This window comes from Microbulbifer sp. ABF4_148, assembly GCF_056158985.1.
In genome coordinates this window covers 594,388-609,841 of sequence record NZ_JBSWUI010000001.1, presented here as the reverse complement: position 1 = coordinate 609,841, position 15,454 = coordinate 594,388, and the positions used below count along the sequence as shown (strand labels likewise).

The window sequence follows — 15,454 nt, the reverse complement described above, 5'->3', positions numbered from 1 at the left end:
TCTAATTCCTAGGGGGCTGGTGTTTATTTGAGTGACTGACGGGGGGAACCGGGTCCATGCCGCCGGGATGCCAAGGGTGGCATTTTATAAGGCGCCGTGCGGTTAAATAACCCCCTTTGAAGAACCCGTGCTGCTTAATCGCCTCTTCCGAGTAGTGGGAGCAGGTCGGGTAGAAGCGGCACTGATTGCCGATCCAGGGACTGAGTAGGTAGCGATAGAGGTGGATCAGTTTTATGGCCAACCAGCTCATTGTCCCGCCTCTTTGGCGCGCTTGGTGAGCTTGCGCCAGAGCTTGTTCATCAACTTTGCCTGGGCAGCCTTGTCGAGCTTGTCGAGACCCGGCCGTGCGAGAACCACGGCATCCAGTGCAGGCAGGTCGGTTTGCTGCAGGCGGAAAGTTTCACGTGCGATGCGCTTTACCTGATTACGGTCATAAGCATGGCGTACGTGTTTCTTGGCGATCACCAGACCAAGGCGAGGATGCCCAAGTTGGTTGGGGCAGGCGAGGATCAGGAGGTTGGGGTGTGCGGCGCGTACCTGACTGCCATTAAAGACAGTACGATACTGCGCCGCGGTCAGCAGTCGCAGCGGCTTGGCGAACCCGAAGTCGCTGCGTGACTGTTGCATATATATAGAAGAGGCTCTGGATAGTATCCGTAGCGCTTATGCAGACAGTACTTTGCGACCTTTAGCGCGGCGACGGGCCAGGACCTTACGGCCGTTCTTGGTGGCCATGCGTGCACGGAAACCGTGGGTGCGCTTGCGCTTCAAGTTACTGGGTTGAAATGTGCGTTTCATTGTCTTGCTACCTAGACTATGGATTCATAAATTCTTGGAGCTGTTGCTCCGTCTGCAGTGCTCGGTCCCGTTGGGCGCAGTGAGTGCTGCAAAGGCGGCGGATTGTATAGAAAGGCATCAGTTAAATCAATGAGTTGGGGAGCGCTTGCGCCGCTTTTTTGCAGATTCTATGGCAGCATTTTAAGGCGGATGGATGGCGCTTCCGCGGAGGGATTTTTGCCGTTTGGAACCGGGTCCCAGGTACCCACCGCTTCTCACCAAGATATTCACAGATTACTGTGGATAACTAGGTCCCCCGGGTCCCGCGCCGCTGGTTAAAAAGTGCTCAAGTGGTTGATATAGCAATGTTTTTTTGCCATCGCTCGTTAATAAAAAGGCAGGGGGTTGTGGATAACCGGCGATGCTAACTGATATACTTTGCGGCTATTCTCGGCGATGGTGAGTGCCCTTCAGGGCTTTTGGGGACCAGCGCCAATTTCTGTTTTTGGGGTATCGGGGGGTTCCTTGTCAGAGTCCATTTGGAAGCAGTGCGCCGCCTGCTTGCAGGATGAGCTGCCGTCTCAGCAGTTCAATACCTGGATCAGGCCGTTGCGGGTGAACAACACCGGTGCGCCGGGCCAGCTGATCTTGCTGGCGCCGAATCGCTTCGTTCTCGACTGGGTGAACGGTAAATTCCTGAACCGCATTCGTGAACTCACCGCGCAGTTCTCTGAAGGGCAGCCGCTTGAGGTGGTGCTTGAGGTGCCGGCGCGCCCTGCCGCGCGCTTTACCCGTGGTCGTTCCGCGGCGGGTGAGCCCCGCGGCAATTTTTATCGCGGCACGCCCGCTTCCACGGCGCCAGAACCGGTGCCGGCTTCGATGGCGCCCCAGCCGGGTGCGCAACCTGGTCTGTTTTCTGCGCCGAGCGCCGCCTCCAGCGTGCCGCCGGTAGCGCAGGCTTCTCCTGCGGTAGTGGATGAAGCGGCCAAGGTTGATCAGGTCAGCACCGGTGAGTTTGCCCTAACCGATCTTCGCGGTGGGGCACCGCAACGCGCCGTGCCGGAAACGCCGCGGACGGTGGAAGTGGAGGGCGCGATCAAGCATGGCAGTTCCCTCAACCGTAACTTCACCTTCAAGTCTTTTGTGGAAGGTAAAAGTAACCAGCTTGGTCTCGCGGCTGCACAGCAGATCGCGGACAACCCAGGTGGTGCGTATAACCCGCTGTTTATTTACGGTGGCGTCGGCCTCGGCAAGACGCACTTGATGCATGCGGTCGGCAACGCGCTGCTCGAGCGTAACCCCAACGCCAAAGTGGTGTACCTCCACTCAGAGCGCTTTGTCGCCGACATGGTGAAGGCGCTGCAGCTCAATGCGATCTCCGACTTCAAGCGCTATTACCGTTCTGTGGATGCGCTGTTGATCGATGATATTCAGTTCTTCGCCGGTAAAGAGCGTTCGCAGGAGGAGTTTTTCCACACCTTCAATGCGCTGCTCGAGGGCGGCCAGCAGATCATTCTTACCTGTGACCGTTACCCCAAAGAGATTGATGGCCTGGAAGAGCGGCTTAAATCCCGCTTCGGTTGGGGACTCACGGTTGCCGTTGAGCCGCCCGAGCTTGAAACCCGGGTAGCCATTCTGATGAAGAAGGCGGAGCAGGTCGGGGTCGAGCTGCCACCGGATTCGGCGTTCTTTATTGCCCAGCGAATCCGTTCTAACGTCCGTGAGCTCGAGGGCGCGTTGCGTCGTGTCGTGGCAAATGCCCAGTTTACCGGTCGTCCGATTGACGATTTGCTCGTACGCGAGGCGCTCAAGGATCTACTGGCACTGCAGGATCGCCTGGTGAGTGTTGATAATATCCAGCGCGTGGTCGCGGAATACTACAAGATTAAGGTTGCCGACTTGCTGTCGAAGCGCCGCAGTCGCTCGGTAGCACGCCCCCGCCAGGTGGCGATGTCGCTAGCCAAAGAGCTGACAAATCACAGTCTGCCCGAGATTGGCGATGCCTTTGGTGGCAGGGATCACACGACGGTGCTGCATGCCTGTCGCAAGATCCGCGAGTTACAGGAGTCAGATGCGGATATTCGCGAAGATGTTAAATTGCTGACTCGCTCGCTGACGACCTGATTTAGATTTTTGATTTTTCCCATAAGACATAACAAGGCCAGACATCCATGAAATTTAATGTGAGCCGGGACGCCATTCTCAAGCCTCTGCAGTTGGTTGCCGGTGTTGTCGAGAAACGCCAGACATTGCCGATCCTCGCAAACGTCATGCTGCAGCTGCAGGGTAACGAGCTGTCCATGACCGGTACGGATTTGGAAGTTGAGATTGTCGCTCGCCTTGGTGTCGAGGGCGTCGAGATGGAAGGCGAGGTGACGGTACCGGCACGTAAGCTGCTGGATATTGTGCGCTCCCTGCCTGACGGTGCCGAAGTAAAGATTGAACGCGACGGTGAGCGCCTGATTGTCCGCAGTGGGCGCAGCCGCTTTACGCTGTCGACTTTGCCTGCATCAGACTTCTCCACACTGGATGAGGACGCGGCGCAGACCCGTTTCAGCATTTCGCAGCGTGAAGTTCGCCGCCTGATCGAAGCCACCAGTTTCGCTATGGCCCAGCAGGATGTGCGCTATTACCTCAATGGCCTGCTGCTGGAATGTCGTCCGCAGCAGCTTCGCGCGGTAGCAACCGATGGCCATCGCCTGGCGCTGTGCGATCGCGATGCGCCCGGCTTGAACGTAAGCGCGCCGATTCAGGCAATTGTGCCGCGCAAAGGGGTAATGGAGCTCGGTCGTCTGCTGGAAGATTCCGATGTACCGGCAGAAGTGGTACTGGGCAATAACCATATTTGTGTTGAATGTGGTCCGTTCACCTTCACTTCGAAGCTTGTAGACGGGAAATTCCCCGATTATGAGCGTGTTCTTCCTCGCGCAGCCGGTAACGAGATCTATGCAGATCGCCTCGCTTTGCGTCAGGCGTTTTCCCGCGCGGCGATTCTTTCTAACGAGAAATACCGCGGTGTTCGCCTGCAGATCTCTGAAGGATTGCTGCAGATCGTCGCAAACAATCCGGAGCAGGAAGAAGCTGAAGAACAGCTCGTGGTCGACTATGTAGGCGAACCGCTCGAAATTGGCTTCAACGTCAGCTATTTGTTGGATGTGACCGCTGCGCTTAATAGTGACCAGATCCGTATTGGTCTCGCAGACGCGAATAGTAGTGCACTGATCCAGCAGCCAGAGGGCGGGGACGCTGTGTACGTTATCATGCCGATGCGTCTGTAAGCCGGGCCTGATTTATCAATAGCCTGGGTTTCTCTGTGACTCGATATCGCCACTCGCAGCGGGTGGCGATACTGCCTCTCTCCGAGCCGTTCGGCTCGGACTGCTTCGTATCTGTTCTGTGTCCCTGAAGCGTCTTGCAGTCTCCAACTTTCGTAACCTGCAGCAGGTGGATATCAACCTGGAGGCTGGTGTTAACCTTTTTTCCGGAGATAACGGATCCGGCAAGACTTCTCTGCTGGAGGCGGTGCATATGCTCGCTTTCGGCCGCTCTTTCCGTTCGCGCCAACACCAGTCTGTGATTCGGGAAGGGGTGGAGTCTCTCGCTGTTTTTGGTCAGTTGGCAAAGGGGGATACGCTCGGCGTTCAGCGCCAGCGGGCTGGCGGGGGAAGGGTGCGGCTCAATCAGCACAATGTGGAATCCAGTTCTCAGCTCGCTGCGCTGTTGCCGCTACAGGTGATCAATGCAGATAGCTTCAGCGCTCTGGATGGTGGCCCGGGGGTGCGGCGGCGCTTGCTGGACTGGACAGTGTTCCACGTGGAACATCAGTTTCTTTCCTGCTGGAAGGGCTACGAAATTGCCCTCAAACAGCGAAATGCGTTGTTGCGACGTGGTAAAATTGACCCCGAAAGCTTCGACATTTGGGAGCAACGGCTCGCCCAAAGTGGAGAGCAGGTCGATGTATTGCGTCGATCCGTTTTTGCCCCATTACGTGAGCACTTTCTTCGTCATCTCGAGGAACTGGATGATGCACTGCTCTGCCGGGTTGATCTGAACTACCGGAGCGGCTGGAAGAAAGATACGGAGCTGTTGGCGGCGCTGTCAGGCGCGCGAGAGTCGGATCTTGCACAGGGCCACACTCGACTCGGGCCGCATCGCGGTGACCTGCGTTTTACGGTGGGTAGCGACGCGGCACAGCACATACTGTCACGCGGGCAACAAAAGATGGTTGTCTGCGCGCTGCGGGTCGCAATGGCGGAGTTGGTCTCTGCCGGGCAGTCGGAAGCACCGGTTTTTCTGATCGATGACTTGCCGGCAGAGCTGGATACAAACAATCAGCAACGGTTCGCCCACTGGGTGAGCCGGTGTGCCAGTCAGGTCCTGGTGACCGGAATTGATGAAAACGCCCTGGCATTGCCGTGGCGAACCCTGGGTGAGCCCTGGAATCAGCCGAAGATGTTCCACGTGGAACATGGAACGGTCACTCCAGCGTCTGCCCTGGACTAATAACGAAGATGGAGTGAATCAATGTCAGAGCAGAACAGCTATGACTCCAGCAGTATTAAAGTCCTGAAAGGCCTGGATGCGGTGCGTAAGCGCCCTGGTATGTACATCGGTGATACCGATGACGGAACCGGCCTGCACCACATGGTGTTTGAAGTCGTGGACAACTCCATCGATGAAGCCCTGGCGGGCCACTGCGATGAGATCCGGGTGGTCATTCATCCCGATGAGTCCGTCTCTATCTCCGACAATGGACGTGGTATTCCCACCGAGATTCACCCGGAAGAGGGTGTTTCTGCGGCCGAGGTAATCATGACCGTCCTGCATGCGGGCGGTAAGTTCGATGACAACACCTATAAAGTGTCTGGCGGACTGCATGGTGTGGGCGTCTCCGTTGTAAATGCGCTGTCCGAAGAGCTCAAACTGACGATCCGCCGCGGTGGCAAAATCCACGAACAGGTTTACCGTCACGGCGTTCCGGATGCTCCGCTGTCCGTGGTTGGCGATTCTGAAACATCCGGCACGATGGTGCACTTCAAGCCTTCGGCTGACACCTTCACCAATATCGAATTCCACTTCGACCAGCTGGCCAAGCGTCTGCGCGAACTGTCCTTCCTCAACTCCGGCGTACGGATCGTGCTCAAGGACGAACGCAGCGGTAAAGAGGAAATCTACGAATATGAAGGCGGATTGCAGGCGTTCGTTGAGTTTCTCAATCAGAACAAGACCCCGATCAACAAAGTCCTGCATTTCCAGAGTCAGCGTGAAGATGGCATTGGTGTCGAAGTCGCACTGCAGTGGAATGACAGTTTCCAGGAAAACATCTACTGCTACACCAACAATATCCCCCAGCGTGACGGCGGTACCCACCTGGCGGGCTTCCGTGCGGCACTGACGCGCGGCCTGAATGGCTATATCGAGCGCGAGGGTATCGGTAAAAAAGACAAGGTGAGCACCACAGGTGATGACGCCCGTGAAGGTCTCACCGCGATTATCTCGGTGAAAGTGCCTGATCCGAAGTTCTCATCCCAGACCAAAGACAAGTTGGTGTCTTCCGAGGTGAAGCCTGCTGTCGAGCAGGAAATGGGCCAGCACTTCAGCGACTATCTGTTGGAAAACCCGCAGGAAGCCAAAGCCGTCGTCACCAAGATGATCGACGCCGCCAAGGCCCGTGAGGCCGCGCGTAAGGCCCGTGAAATGACCCGACGCAAGGGCGCCCTGGATATCGCCGGCCTCCCCGGAAAACTGGCAGACTGCCAGCAGAAAGACCCGGCACTCTCCGAAATCTACCTGGTGGAGGGTGACTCCGCCGGTGGTTCTGCCAAGCAGGGGCGGGACCGTCGTACCCAGGCGATTTTGCCGCTGAAAGGTAAGATCCTCAACGTCGAGAAGGCGCGCTTTGACAAAATGCTGTCCAGCGCGGAAGTTGGCACCCTGATCACCGCACTGGGTTGTGGTATCGGCAAAACCGAGTTCGATCCGGATAAGCTGCGTTACCACAGCATTATCATCATGACCGATGCCGACGTGGATGGTGCCCACATCCGCACCCTGCTGCTGACCTTCTTCTTCCGTCAGATGCCGGAGCTGATTGAACGCGGTCATATTTATATTGCTCAGCCGCCGCTGTACAAGATGAGTAAGGGCAAGCAGGAGCAGTATCTGAAGGATGAGGCCGCACTCACGCAATTCCTCACCAATGCCGCTCTGGAAAGCGCGAGCCTGTTCGTCAACCCGGAAGCGCCGGGTCTGTCCGGCGCTTCGCTGGAGAATCTGGTGGGAGAATACCGCTCGGTAATGTCCACCATCGATCGACTCTCGCGTCTCTATCCGGAAGAGGTCCTGCGCAGCATGGTTTACCTGCCCGCGCTGACCCCGGAAGACCTGCAGTCCCAGCAAAAGATGGAAGACTGGTGCGCAAGCCTTCAGCAGAAGCTGGAGGAAGAGGGTGAAGGCGGTAGCCGTCGACACCAGGTAACCGTTCAGGAAAACACTGAACGTGGCCTGTTTTTGCCGCATATCCACATCGTCGCCCACGGTGTTGGCACTGATTACGCGATCAGCCACGAGTTTTTCGAGTCCGCCGATTACAATGCCATCAAGGCCCTGGGCGAGAAGCTCGACGGGCTCCTGGAAGAGGGCGCGTACATTCAGCGCGGTGAGAAACAACAACCGGTAAGCAGCTTCCCAGAGGCGCTGGACTGGCTCATGAACGAGAGCCGTCGTGGCTACGGCATCCAGCGCTACAAGGGACTGGGTGAGATGAACCCGGAGCAGTTGTGGGAAACCACCATGAACCCGGAAACCCGTCGCATGCTACTGGTGACCATTGAAGATGCCATCGCCGCGGACCAGATCTTTACCACCCTGATGGGGGATCAGGTAGAGCCACGCCGCGACTTTATCGAGAGCAATGCGCTGGCGGTAGAAAACCTGGACGTCTAAGCCCGTTTCCACCCTTAAAAAAGGCCGCAATCGCGGCCTTTTTTTATGCCCCCATAGAAGCCGATGACTTTTGGGCGTATTCCAAAATATTCCTCGACCACCACCCGTCGATCGAATTAGCGTAGCGCCTGAACAAGCAACAAGGTCCTTCGATGAGAAAACAAATGACGATGGTGTTGGCGTGTATGCTACTGGTCGCCAAGCTGGCGAGTGCAACCAGTGATTCGTCCGACGCGCTGCTAAGCCTAACGGCACACAATGAACCCGTGGGGAAAATATGGGCGTTAGTGACGGATTACTGCGGCGTTGACGCAAAGACACTCGCTATTCCATTCCCGCAGCAAACACTCAATGTGACATGGCAGGATGTCAGCTGTAATGACGCGATCGCGCTTTTAACAGACTACGTAACTGGTGGGGAAAATGACCGTGCACTTTCGACCGACTAAGTCGATGGCCACGATCATACCAACGAGAGGGAATAACCATCATTGAAGCAACGATTGGCGACGCGCTGAAACAGCGCAGGCTCAACCATCAACTAAGCCAACAGGAAGCCGCAAAAAAAGTTGGGATTCAGCAGTCGTATCTGTCAAAGCTCGAAGCCGGGCGTGCTGCGGGTTCCGTAGAGACGCTGGTCAAGTTGGCTCAGGTGTACCAGGCGTCCCTGATAACGATACTGGAATCGGTAAGTGAGCATGAACTTCGCCGGCAACCCAAAGCGCATGCGTATCTGAAAGAAAGCCAGCGCCGCGCTGTGCGCAAGCGAACTGCGCTTGGTGCGGGCGTAGGCTTCGCTGCCGCGATCTTAATGAGCGCCATACTCATCACGTCACCAAGTCCGCAACGCGCCCCGGAGCATCAGGCGATCACACTCACCCTTGCACAAATTGATGGGCCAACTGCGATGCGGCTGTTGGCGGAGTTTGGTGGCCTCAAAATAGAGGGCTTAGACTTACTGGAAGGGACGGTCGTCGATCTGGATGTCCAGAATACGCCCTGGGATCAGGTGCTGGCGGAACTCGCACATGCCACTGGCGTGGACGCCGAAATTAGCGGGGCTTATGTGCGGCTCACGCCCCGATGAAATCAATTAATCTCAGTGGTGAGTAAGGGCTAACAAACCGTGCGCGCCCAATCCCACGCAATAAAAAGGGCGCCGATGCGCCCCTGAATCTACCGATTACTCCGAGTGACCACGCTTACTTCTGAAGCAGCAAACCACATTCACGGTGCTCTTCGCCCTTGGTGGGGTCGAAATACACATCGTTATCCGGCAGCTCGTTTTCATAAACATACTCTTCCACATCCAACTCATTCAGGTGGAACATGGGGGCGACACGAATGGTCTCGTGGTTGCCCTTGGTAAACACATCCAAATTTTTGCGATGGGCATTCTGATCGTGGCGAATGCCGTTCAGCCAGACATCGGGCTTCAGATCCTGCATCGCGCGGTTAAATGGTTCGAGCTTCACTGTACGGGAAAAGAAATCGTGCTCCGGTGTATCCAGCGGCGGAATATCACCATATACCGCGGTGTAGTGGGCCGCAGACATCTTGGGGGAATAGGTGTGCAGGTTCAGGTCCAGCAGCTTAATCACCCGTTCAATATGCCGGTAGGTCTCGGGCGTATTGAAACCATGGTCGACCCAGATCACCGGGATATCGGGCTTGGCACGCGTAACCAGGTGCAAAAACGCGATCGCCAGGGGACGGAAATTGGTAAACACCACCGGGTTAACGGCGTTCTCCACGGTAAACCGCATGATCTCGCTGGGCAACGCCCCTTTGAACTGGGCATTCAACGCATCGAGGTCGGCGCCGTGGTGGAAAGTGCGCGACAATTGTGGTGATTCGAGAGAGAGTCCCATGGACTGACAGCCTGCAAACTAAACCAATAGAGGCTGAATGCTACTCCCGCAGGATATATCTGAAAAATACTAATAATGAAGCAATGTAGAACTTTTCGATATATGAATGGGGTACCCCGGCGGGCGGGGTACCGGCAGAGGGGCGTTTACTGCGACTGGATTTGTGCGCGAGTGACGTAATCCTGATAGGCGGGAATTGCGACCGCTGCCAGGATACCGGCCACCATGACCAGACCTGCAATCACCGCCAGCCACCAGGAGCCACTGCCACGCGGAGCCGGACCGTACTGGTTCTCAGTCTTGGAGCCCGGCCAAAACAGCAGATACAGGCTAAAGAAAATATTTACCACGGGCACAAACATCAGCAGCATGAGCCAGCCATTTTTTTCCAGATCGTTCAAACGGCGTCGGGTATAGCCGAGTGACAACACCACGAATGCGATCGTCGGGATGGCGACGATCAGCCCGAACGCCACGCCGGACCCCGCGCCGATTGCCCCCAGCAAAACGGAAAAGACCCCAACCGCGAGGATGAAGAGTAGGTAGGCTCCGGCGTTATAACCAAAATAACGCAGGCGTCCGATACGTCCGCTCAGGGAGAAAAACGCCGGATCATAAAAAGACGTTTTCGCTTCTGCGAGATCGCTGCTGGGTGTTTCGTAGGGGTTCGCTGCAGTCACTGCTAATTTCCTTATGCTGTTATCATTTGCGCGACGAATTATCCGCCGGAGAATAATACGCCAGTGCAGCGAGGAAGTGGCAGGCCACGACCATAAAAACCGTCACCGCAACGGTGAGTCCGTCCCAATTACACCAAAACCCACGGCAATACTGGCACTAAAATAGACACCGTCCTGGCCAGCGCCACAACACTAACAATAACGGCCTATCAAGAAAGTCTGCTGTCGATGTCTGAGATTATTCCCTCTATCCCCGCAAACTGGCCCCGTTTGGGTAACCGCTTTACCCGCTGGTTTGGCCGCGTCGTATTGCGCCTGTACGGTTGGCGTATTAAAGGCGAGCTGCCACAAAAGACCCCGCTGGTGATTGCCGGTGCTCCCCACACTTCGAACTGGGATTTCGTGTTCGCCATGGCGGCGGTTCTGGCGATGGGCATCAAGGTGAACTGGATGGGTAAGCACACGATCTTTGTTCGCCCATTTCGCACACTGTTGTTTGCCCTCGGCGGCATACCGGTGAATCGACAGGCCGCCCAGGGCATGGTTGAACAGGCCGTTGCGCGAATGAAGAGCTACCCCCAAACCATCATTGGCCTGGCACCGGAAGGGACGCGTTCGCGGGTCGAGAAATGGAAAACCGGGTTTCTGCGTATGGCGCACGAAGCACAGGTACCCGTGCTGCCGATTGGCATCGACTATCCGTCAAAAACCTTCTTGATTGGTGATCTGTTCGACACCAGTGGCGACCACCACAAGGATCTCGCGATCCTGAAGGGATTCTTTGCCACCTGTACCGGGCGCTACCCGGAAAAAGCCGGATAACGAAATCGCCTCGGTCAGTAATACTGGATGCGCTCGTCACTCACCATGGTCAGCATCTGCTGGTTGGCCTCGATGCGAAAGTAACGGTTTTCTTCGATAAAACCGCATTGCTGCAGAAAATATCTCGCGCCGAGATTTTCCTCCAAAACCGATACCCGCAGGTCAGCTGACCGCTCCCGCGCCGCGTCGACCAGCGCGCGGCCAATACCAAACCCCTGTAACGCCCGGCCCACGAACAGGCAGGGTAAATTCCCGTTACGTTCGACCAGGATAAACCCGTCGGGACGATTTGGCGTGCCATCGCAATAGACGAGTCCACACACCGGATCGTTAAACCAGCGCAGTGCCAGCCCCTGGCGGTTGGACCAGAAATCTGGCGACAGTGATGGATGTGCCAGGAAGGCCGTGTCCTGCCACAACCGCAACAGTCGATCGGCGTCAGAAACCAGAACGGGTCGGATCATGTTAGCCCCCGTCGTCGAGAATGACGGGAGAATAGTAGTTTGGTCAGCCGCGACTCCCACCTTTGATCCTGTCCCGATCACAAGTGCATAAAAAAACGCCTTCAGGCCATATTCGGTGTGGCTTAATCCTAAATCTCGACGTAAAATACAATCATTCTCATTTTCATACTTGATACAAACACGCCGAGTGTTCACGGAGGATTGATGAAACGCTTTGCCCTGTCGCCATTGGCCCTGATGTTGGCCCCTGCTTTTACCACTCTGGTGGCGGCACCCGCTTTGGCAGAAGACACTACCAAGCGCCTTGAAACCGTTTCCGTACTGGGAGATCAGGAAGATCTGCACCAGCTGCCGGGTTCCGCCCACTATGTGGATCCGGAAGAACTGGCCAAGTTTGAATTTGCCGATATCAACCGCATGATGCGCGCCGTCCCCGGCGTCTACCTGCGTGAAGAAGACGGTTATGGCCTACGACCGAATATCGGTATCCGCGGCGCAGCCACTGGCCGTTCCGGCAAGATTTCCCTGATGGAAGACGGCGTCCTGATCGCGCCAACCCCCTACGCCGATCCGTCTGCGTACTACTTCCCCACAGCCGGCCGACTGGATGCGATCGAAGTGCTGAAAGGCCCGTCCACATTGAAATACGGCCCGTTCACTGTCGGTGGTGCCGTCAATCTGCTGAGCACCCCAATCCCCACGGACGCACAGGGCAGCGTACAGGTCGAAGCGGGCCAGAATGGTGAGCAGCGTGTGCACGCCACCTATGGCGACAGCACCGAGACCACCGGTTGGCTGGTGGAAACCCACCAGCAGTTTGCCGACGGTTTCCGCGAGATTGACCGCGCCGGCTCTGCCGATATCCAGAAAGAAGATTACCTGGTGAAGGGCCGTTTGAAGTCTGACGCCAATGCCACTTACCAGCAGCAGCTGGACGTGAAACTGCAGTACTCCGAAGAACTGTCCGGCATGAGCTATCTCGGCCTTACCGATGCAGACTTCGATGCCGATCCCAATCGTCGCTACGGCCTGACCGAGCTGGACGAAATGCAGAACCGCCACAGCACCCTGCAGCTGAACCACAGCATCGAGCTGTCCGAAGGTTTTAGCCTGCATACCCAGGCTTACTACAACAAGTTCAAGCGCGACTGGTTCAAGGTCAATAATGTCGGTGATCTGCTCGATGCCGCGAATGCGGGTGACGCCGGTGCCCAGTCAATCCTCGATGGTGACACCGACTTTGCCGGCATCGATATCAAGCACAACAACCGCAAATACGATTCCCGCGGCGTGCAAGTAAGCGCTAACTGGCAGTTCGCCACCGCGGCCATGACACATGACCTGAGCTTCGGCGTGCGTCGCCATGAAGACGAAGTGGATCGTTTCCAGCCGGTAGAAGTCTTTGATCAGGTCGACGGCAATCTGGTCTTCGTTGAGAAAGAACTGCCGACAGGCAGCAACAACCGCGTTGAAACCGCGGAAGCCACCTCACTGTTTATCTACGACGAAATTCAGTTGGCAGAAAAACTGGCGCTGACCGCCGCGCTGCGTTACGAAGATATCGACACCAGCCAGCAGCGCTACGACGATGTTGAACGCAATGTGGATGGTAGCTATCGCGCTAACTCTGTTTCCGAGTGGCTGCCGGGTGTCGGTGTTGTTTACGCCTTCAATGAAGAATGGAGCCTGCTCGCCGGTGTGCATCGCGGCTTTGCCCCTCCTGGCGCCAGCTCCAGAGACGGTGTTGATCCGGAGCTCTCCACCAACTACGAGTGGGGTGCTCGCTACACCACCGACGCGATTACCGCGGAAGCGATTGCGTTTTACTCTGACTATGAAAACACCGTACAGAACTGTTCCGTGGCGATCCCCTGTCCGGACGGTGCCGATAGTGGCACTTACCAGTTGGGCGCGTCTGAAATTAGCGGTGTCGAGCTGAGTGTTCAGCGCGACTGGATACTGGCCAACGGCTGGTCGATTCCAGTGCGTGCCAACTACACCTACACCGACGCGGAAATCAGCAAGGACAGTGATGCGGGTAACCTCCTCGCTGGCGATAACCTCGCCTACCTGCCCGAAAATGTGTTTGCCCTGACCACTGGTATCGACAGTGGTGCGGCCTGGCGCGTAAACGTGACTGCGGCTTACCAGGACGACATGTGTGTAAATACCAGCTGTAACCGCGGCGGTACAGACCAGTTCGATCGCACCGAGTCCCTGTGGGTGATGGATGCGGCTGCGCACTACGACTTCGACGCGAACCTGAGCGGTTATCTGAAGTTTGATAACCTCCTCGACGAGCAGGCCATTATCAACCGCAGCCCCGATGGTGCCCGCGCCAACAAGCCGCGCACCGCGACGGTGGGTATCAAGTACGTCTTTTGATTAAACAAAGACGTATACAAAAAGGCCGCGCATTGCGCGGCCTTTTTTATTCCTGAGCGCGAAAATTAATCGCTACTCTGCTTTTCCATCTCCTCGTACATCTTCGGACGCCAGTCTTGCTTCTCCAGATTGTTTTGCTCCATGTACCGATCGAGGGCCGGGTCCTGTGCCTCAAACGCCGGTCTCCAACGGCCAGCCTCAATCTCCGGACTCATTGGGTCAGGCATACCTTTCTCCGGCGGAGGTTGTTCTGCCGTACCGGGCACTGACCAGGCATCGTCAGTGGAAACGCCCATTCTCTCTAAAATTTTATCTTTGGTGACATTCCAAACCATCATGTCGGTTGCCATTGAAAGCGGGCCGTCATAGGTTTCGCGAATGCCCTGATAAATCTGATAGCGCGTATCCGGCTCGTTAAAGAAGTGAAAAGCCACTGCATGGCGCGGCTGAATGGTACTCATGATTTTGCCAAACGCCTGCGGGGAGGTATGAAATTCACAGCAGGTTCGCCACGCGAGCTGTTTAGGTTGGTTATAAAGGGCCGCAAACTGCTCGGGTGTGTGCATGGCTTCGTGAATCGCCAGATCCACATCGCGACCATATTTTACGAACCATTGATTGGGCACAGTGTCCCCGCTAAAGAAGACCGTTAGCCCGGCATACTCCAACTTGTAGCTCACTGGGCCATCACCGATATGCACAGCGGGATAGGAACGAATAGTGACGCCATTGTCCTGATAAACCACCTGATCCGCTACGGCATAATCGAACTCCGTAACGTCCAGCTGCCCCGGTATCGGGCTAATTTTGTATTCCCGTGTGACCTTGTCCCAGTTCACGAACTTGAGGAAATGCTCAATCGCATAGGCCGTGCCCATTTCCCTGGTTGCGCCACTGGGCCCCCAGATCCGCAGCGGATTGGGCCGCCCGGCAGTCCAGCCACCGGCCCACAAGCTCAGTAAATCGCCCATATGATCGGTATGTAGATGGGACAGAAACACTTTGTCGAGATACTGATAGGGAATCATCAAGCTGGCGACATTGGCCATGGAACCGGTGCCGATATCAAACAGGAACTTGTCTCCGTTACCGACCTCAATCAGGAAACAACTCGCTGCCTGTCCGCGGCGTGATGCGGGCATGCCGGTCCCGCAAGCCACGACACGAATCTCGTTCTTGGCCAGTGCCTCTGTGCCGGGATAATAGACATACCGATCCGGTGCCGTGCCCTCGGGAGAAGTCACTTGCCCGCCGGCCGCTTCGGCGAACGGTATTGGCGCTACCGAATAGATTCTGCTGAACCAGAAAATCGATCCGCCAAAAAGTGCACCGAACAGAAAAATGTAAATGGAAGAACGTGGAAGCGTACGCTGTGCCATGCCAGGGCCCGAGTCAAAAAATGGACATCGAGCATTGAGAATAGCCAACCTCTGGTAATGCCGCGCCAGCCACCATTAATGGCCGGCGTTGAATAACGCAGAGGAATCAGGAGGTAACTACGCTGGTGTAG

Annotated in this window: 15 protein-coding genes and 1 pseudogene; 9 read left to right on the top strand and 7 right to left on the bottom strand. The window is 56.2% G+C overall.

The genetic code is table 11. The features are described 5' to 3' along the window. Position 1: 1 nt before the first annotated feature. From yidD to rpmH, 3 genes are read right to left on the bottom strand one after another with little or no spacing between them, the layout of a single operon-like run. Entirely contained in the window at positions 2-250 is a 249-nt protein-coding gene (gene yidD / locus ACXAD0_RS02595; protein WP_475086783.1) for a membrane protein insertion efficiency factor YidD, read from the bottom strand. Next, complete coding sequence (rnpA, locus tag ACXAD0_RS02590) at positions 247-627, bottom strand: ribonuclease P protein component (protein ID WP_475086782.1); 381 nt, start codon at positions 625-627, stop codon at positions 247-249. The genes yidD and rnpA overlap by 4 nt, the downstream gene beginning before the upstream one ends. Positions 628-663: 36 nt before the next feature. Then, positions 664-798 (bottom strand): 50S ribosomal protein L34, encoded by a 135-nt coding sequence (rpmH, locus tag ACXAD0_RS02585; protein ID WP_067157157.1) that lies wholly within the window; start codon positions 796-798, stop codon positions 664-666. Between the two features lie 504 nt (positions 799-1,302). On the opposite strand from rpmH, the gene dnaA reads away from it, so the two are divergent. The 7 genes and pseudogenes from dnaA (at position 1,303) to ACXAD0_RS02550 (ending at position 8,809) form a co-directional block, all read left to right on the top strand. Continuing rightward, complete coding sequence (dnaA, locus tag ACXAD0_RS02580) at positions 1,303-2,901, top strand: chromosomal replication initiator protein DnaA (RefSeq protein ID WP_475086781.1); 1,599 nt, start codon at positions 1,303-1,305, stop codon at positions 2,899-2,901. A 47-nt stretch (positions 2,902-2,948) separates the two neighbouring features. Then, positions 2,949-4,055, top strand: a complete 1,107-nt coding sequence (gene dnaN, locus ACXAD0_RS02575; RefSeq protein ID WP_475086780.1) for a DNA polymerase III subunit beta — start codon at positions 2,949-2,951, stop codon at positions 4,053-4,055. A gap of 118 nt (positions 4,056-4,173) precedes the next feature. Then, positions 4,174-5,280, top strand: coding sequence for a DNA replication/repair protein RecF (recF, locus tag ACXAD0_RS02570; RefSeq protein ID WP_475086779.1), 1,107 nt, complete (start codon positions 4,174-4,176; stop codon positions 5,278-5,280). A gap of 21 nt (positions 5,281-5,301) precedes the next feature. Continuing rightward, positions 5,302-7,722 (top strand): DNA topoisomerase (ATP-hydrolyzing) subunit B, encoded by a 2,421-nt coding sequence (gyrB, locus tag ACXAD0_RS02565; RefSeq protein ID WP_475086778.1) that lies wholly within the window; start codon positions 5,302-5,304, stop codon positions 7,720-7,722. Positions 7,723-7,886: 164 nt separating this feature from the next. After that, positions 7,887-8,171, top strand: coding sequence for a hypothetical protein (locus ACXAD0_RS02560; RefSeq protein WP_475086777.1), 285 nt, complete (start codon positions 7,887-7,889; stop codon positions 8,169-8,171). A gap of 32 nt (positions 8,172-8,203) precedes the next feature. Next, positions 8,204-8,332: pseudogene (locus ACXAD0_RS02555) on the top strand (helix-turn-helix domain-containing protein); the annotation flags it as partial. 147 nt (positions 8,333-8,479) lie between these two features. Further along, positions 8,480-8,809 (top strand): STN domain-containing protein, encoded by a 330-nt coding sequence (locus ACXAD0_RS02550; RefSeq protein WP_475086776.1) that lies wholly within the window; start codon positions 8,480-8,482, stop codon positions 8,807-8,809. A gap of 115 nt (positions 8,810-8,924) precedes the next feature. Here the strand turns inward: ACXAD0_RS02550 and ACXAD0_RS02545 are convergent, their stop codons facing one another. Together ACXAD0_RS02545 and ACXAD0_RS02540 are read right to left on the bottom strand one after the other, a co-directional pair. Continuing rightward, positions 8,925-9,593 (bottom strand): phosphoadenosine phosphosulfate reductase domain-containing protein, encoded by a 669-nt coding sequence (locus ACXAD0_RS02545; protein WP_475086775.1) that lies wholly within the window; start codon positions 9,591-9,593, stop codon positions 8,925-8,927. Between the two features lie 146 nt (positions 9,594-9,739). Continuing rightward, positions 9,740-10,273, bottom strand: coding sequence for a DUF805 domain-containing protein (locus ACXAD0_RS02540; protein ID WP_475086774.1), 534 nt, complete (start codon positions 10,271-10,273; stop codon positions 9,740-9,742). A gap of 228 nt (positions 10,274-10,501) precedes the next feature. On the opposite strand from ACXAD0_RS02540, the gene ACXAD0_RS02535 reads away from it, so the two are divergent. After that, complete coding sequence (locus ACXAD0_RS02535; protein WP_475086773.1) at positions 10,502-11,095, top strand: 1-acyl-sn-glycerol-3-phosphate acyltransferase; 594 nt, start codon at positions 10,502-10,504, stop codon at positions 11,093-11,095. Between the two features lie 14 nt (positions 11,096-11,109). On the opposite strand, the gene ACXAD0_RS02530 is transcribed toward ACXAD0_RS02535, so the two are convergent. Beyond that, positions 11,110-11,559: a GNAT family N-acetyltransferase gene (locus ACXAD0_RS02530; protein ID WP_475086772.1), complete on the bottom strand. Its 450-nt coding sequence runs from the start codon at positions 11,557-11,559 to the stop codon at positions 11,110-11,112. Between the two features lie 204 nt (positions 11,560-11,763). Between ACXAD0_RS02530 and ACXAD0_RS02525 the strand changes: the two genes are divergently transcribed. After that, positions 11,764-13,944, top strand: a complete 2,181-nt coding sequence (locus ACXAD0_RS02525; protein WP_475086771.1) for a TonB-dependent receptor family protein — start codon at positions 11,764-11,766, stop codon at positions 13,942-13,944. A gap of 65 nt (positions 13,945-14,009) precedes the next feature. Here the strand turns inward: ACXAD0_RS02525 and gntH are convergent, their stop codons facing one another. Further along, positions 14,010-15,323 carry a guanitoxin biosynthesis MBL fold metallo-hydrolase GntH gene (gene gntH, locus ACXAD0_RS02520; RefSeq protein WP_475086770.1) on the bottom strand — a complete coding sequence of 438 codons (1,314 nt, stop codon included), beginning with the start codon at positions 15,321-15,323 and terminating at the stop codon, positions 14,010-14,012. Positions 15,324-15,454: the final 131 nt, after the last annotated feature.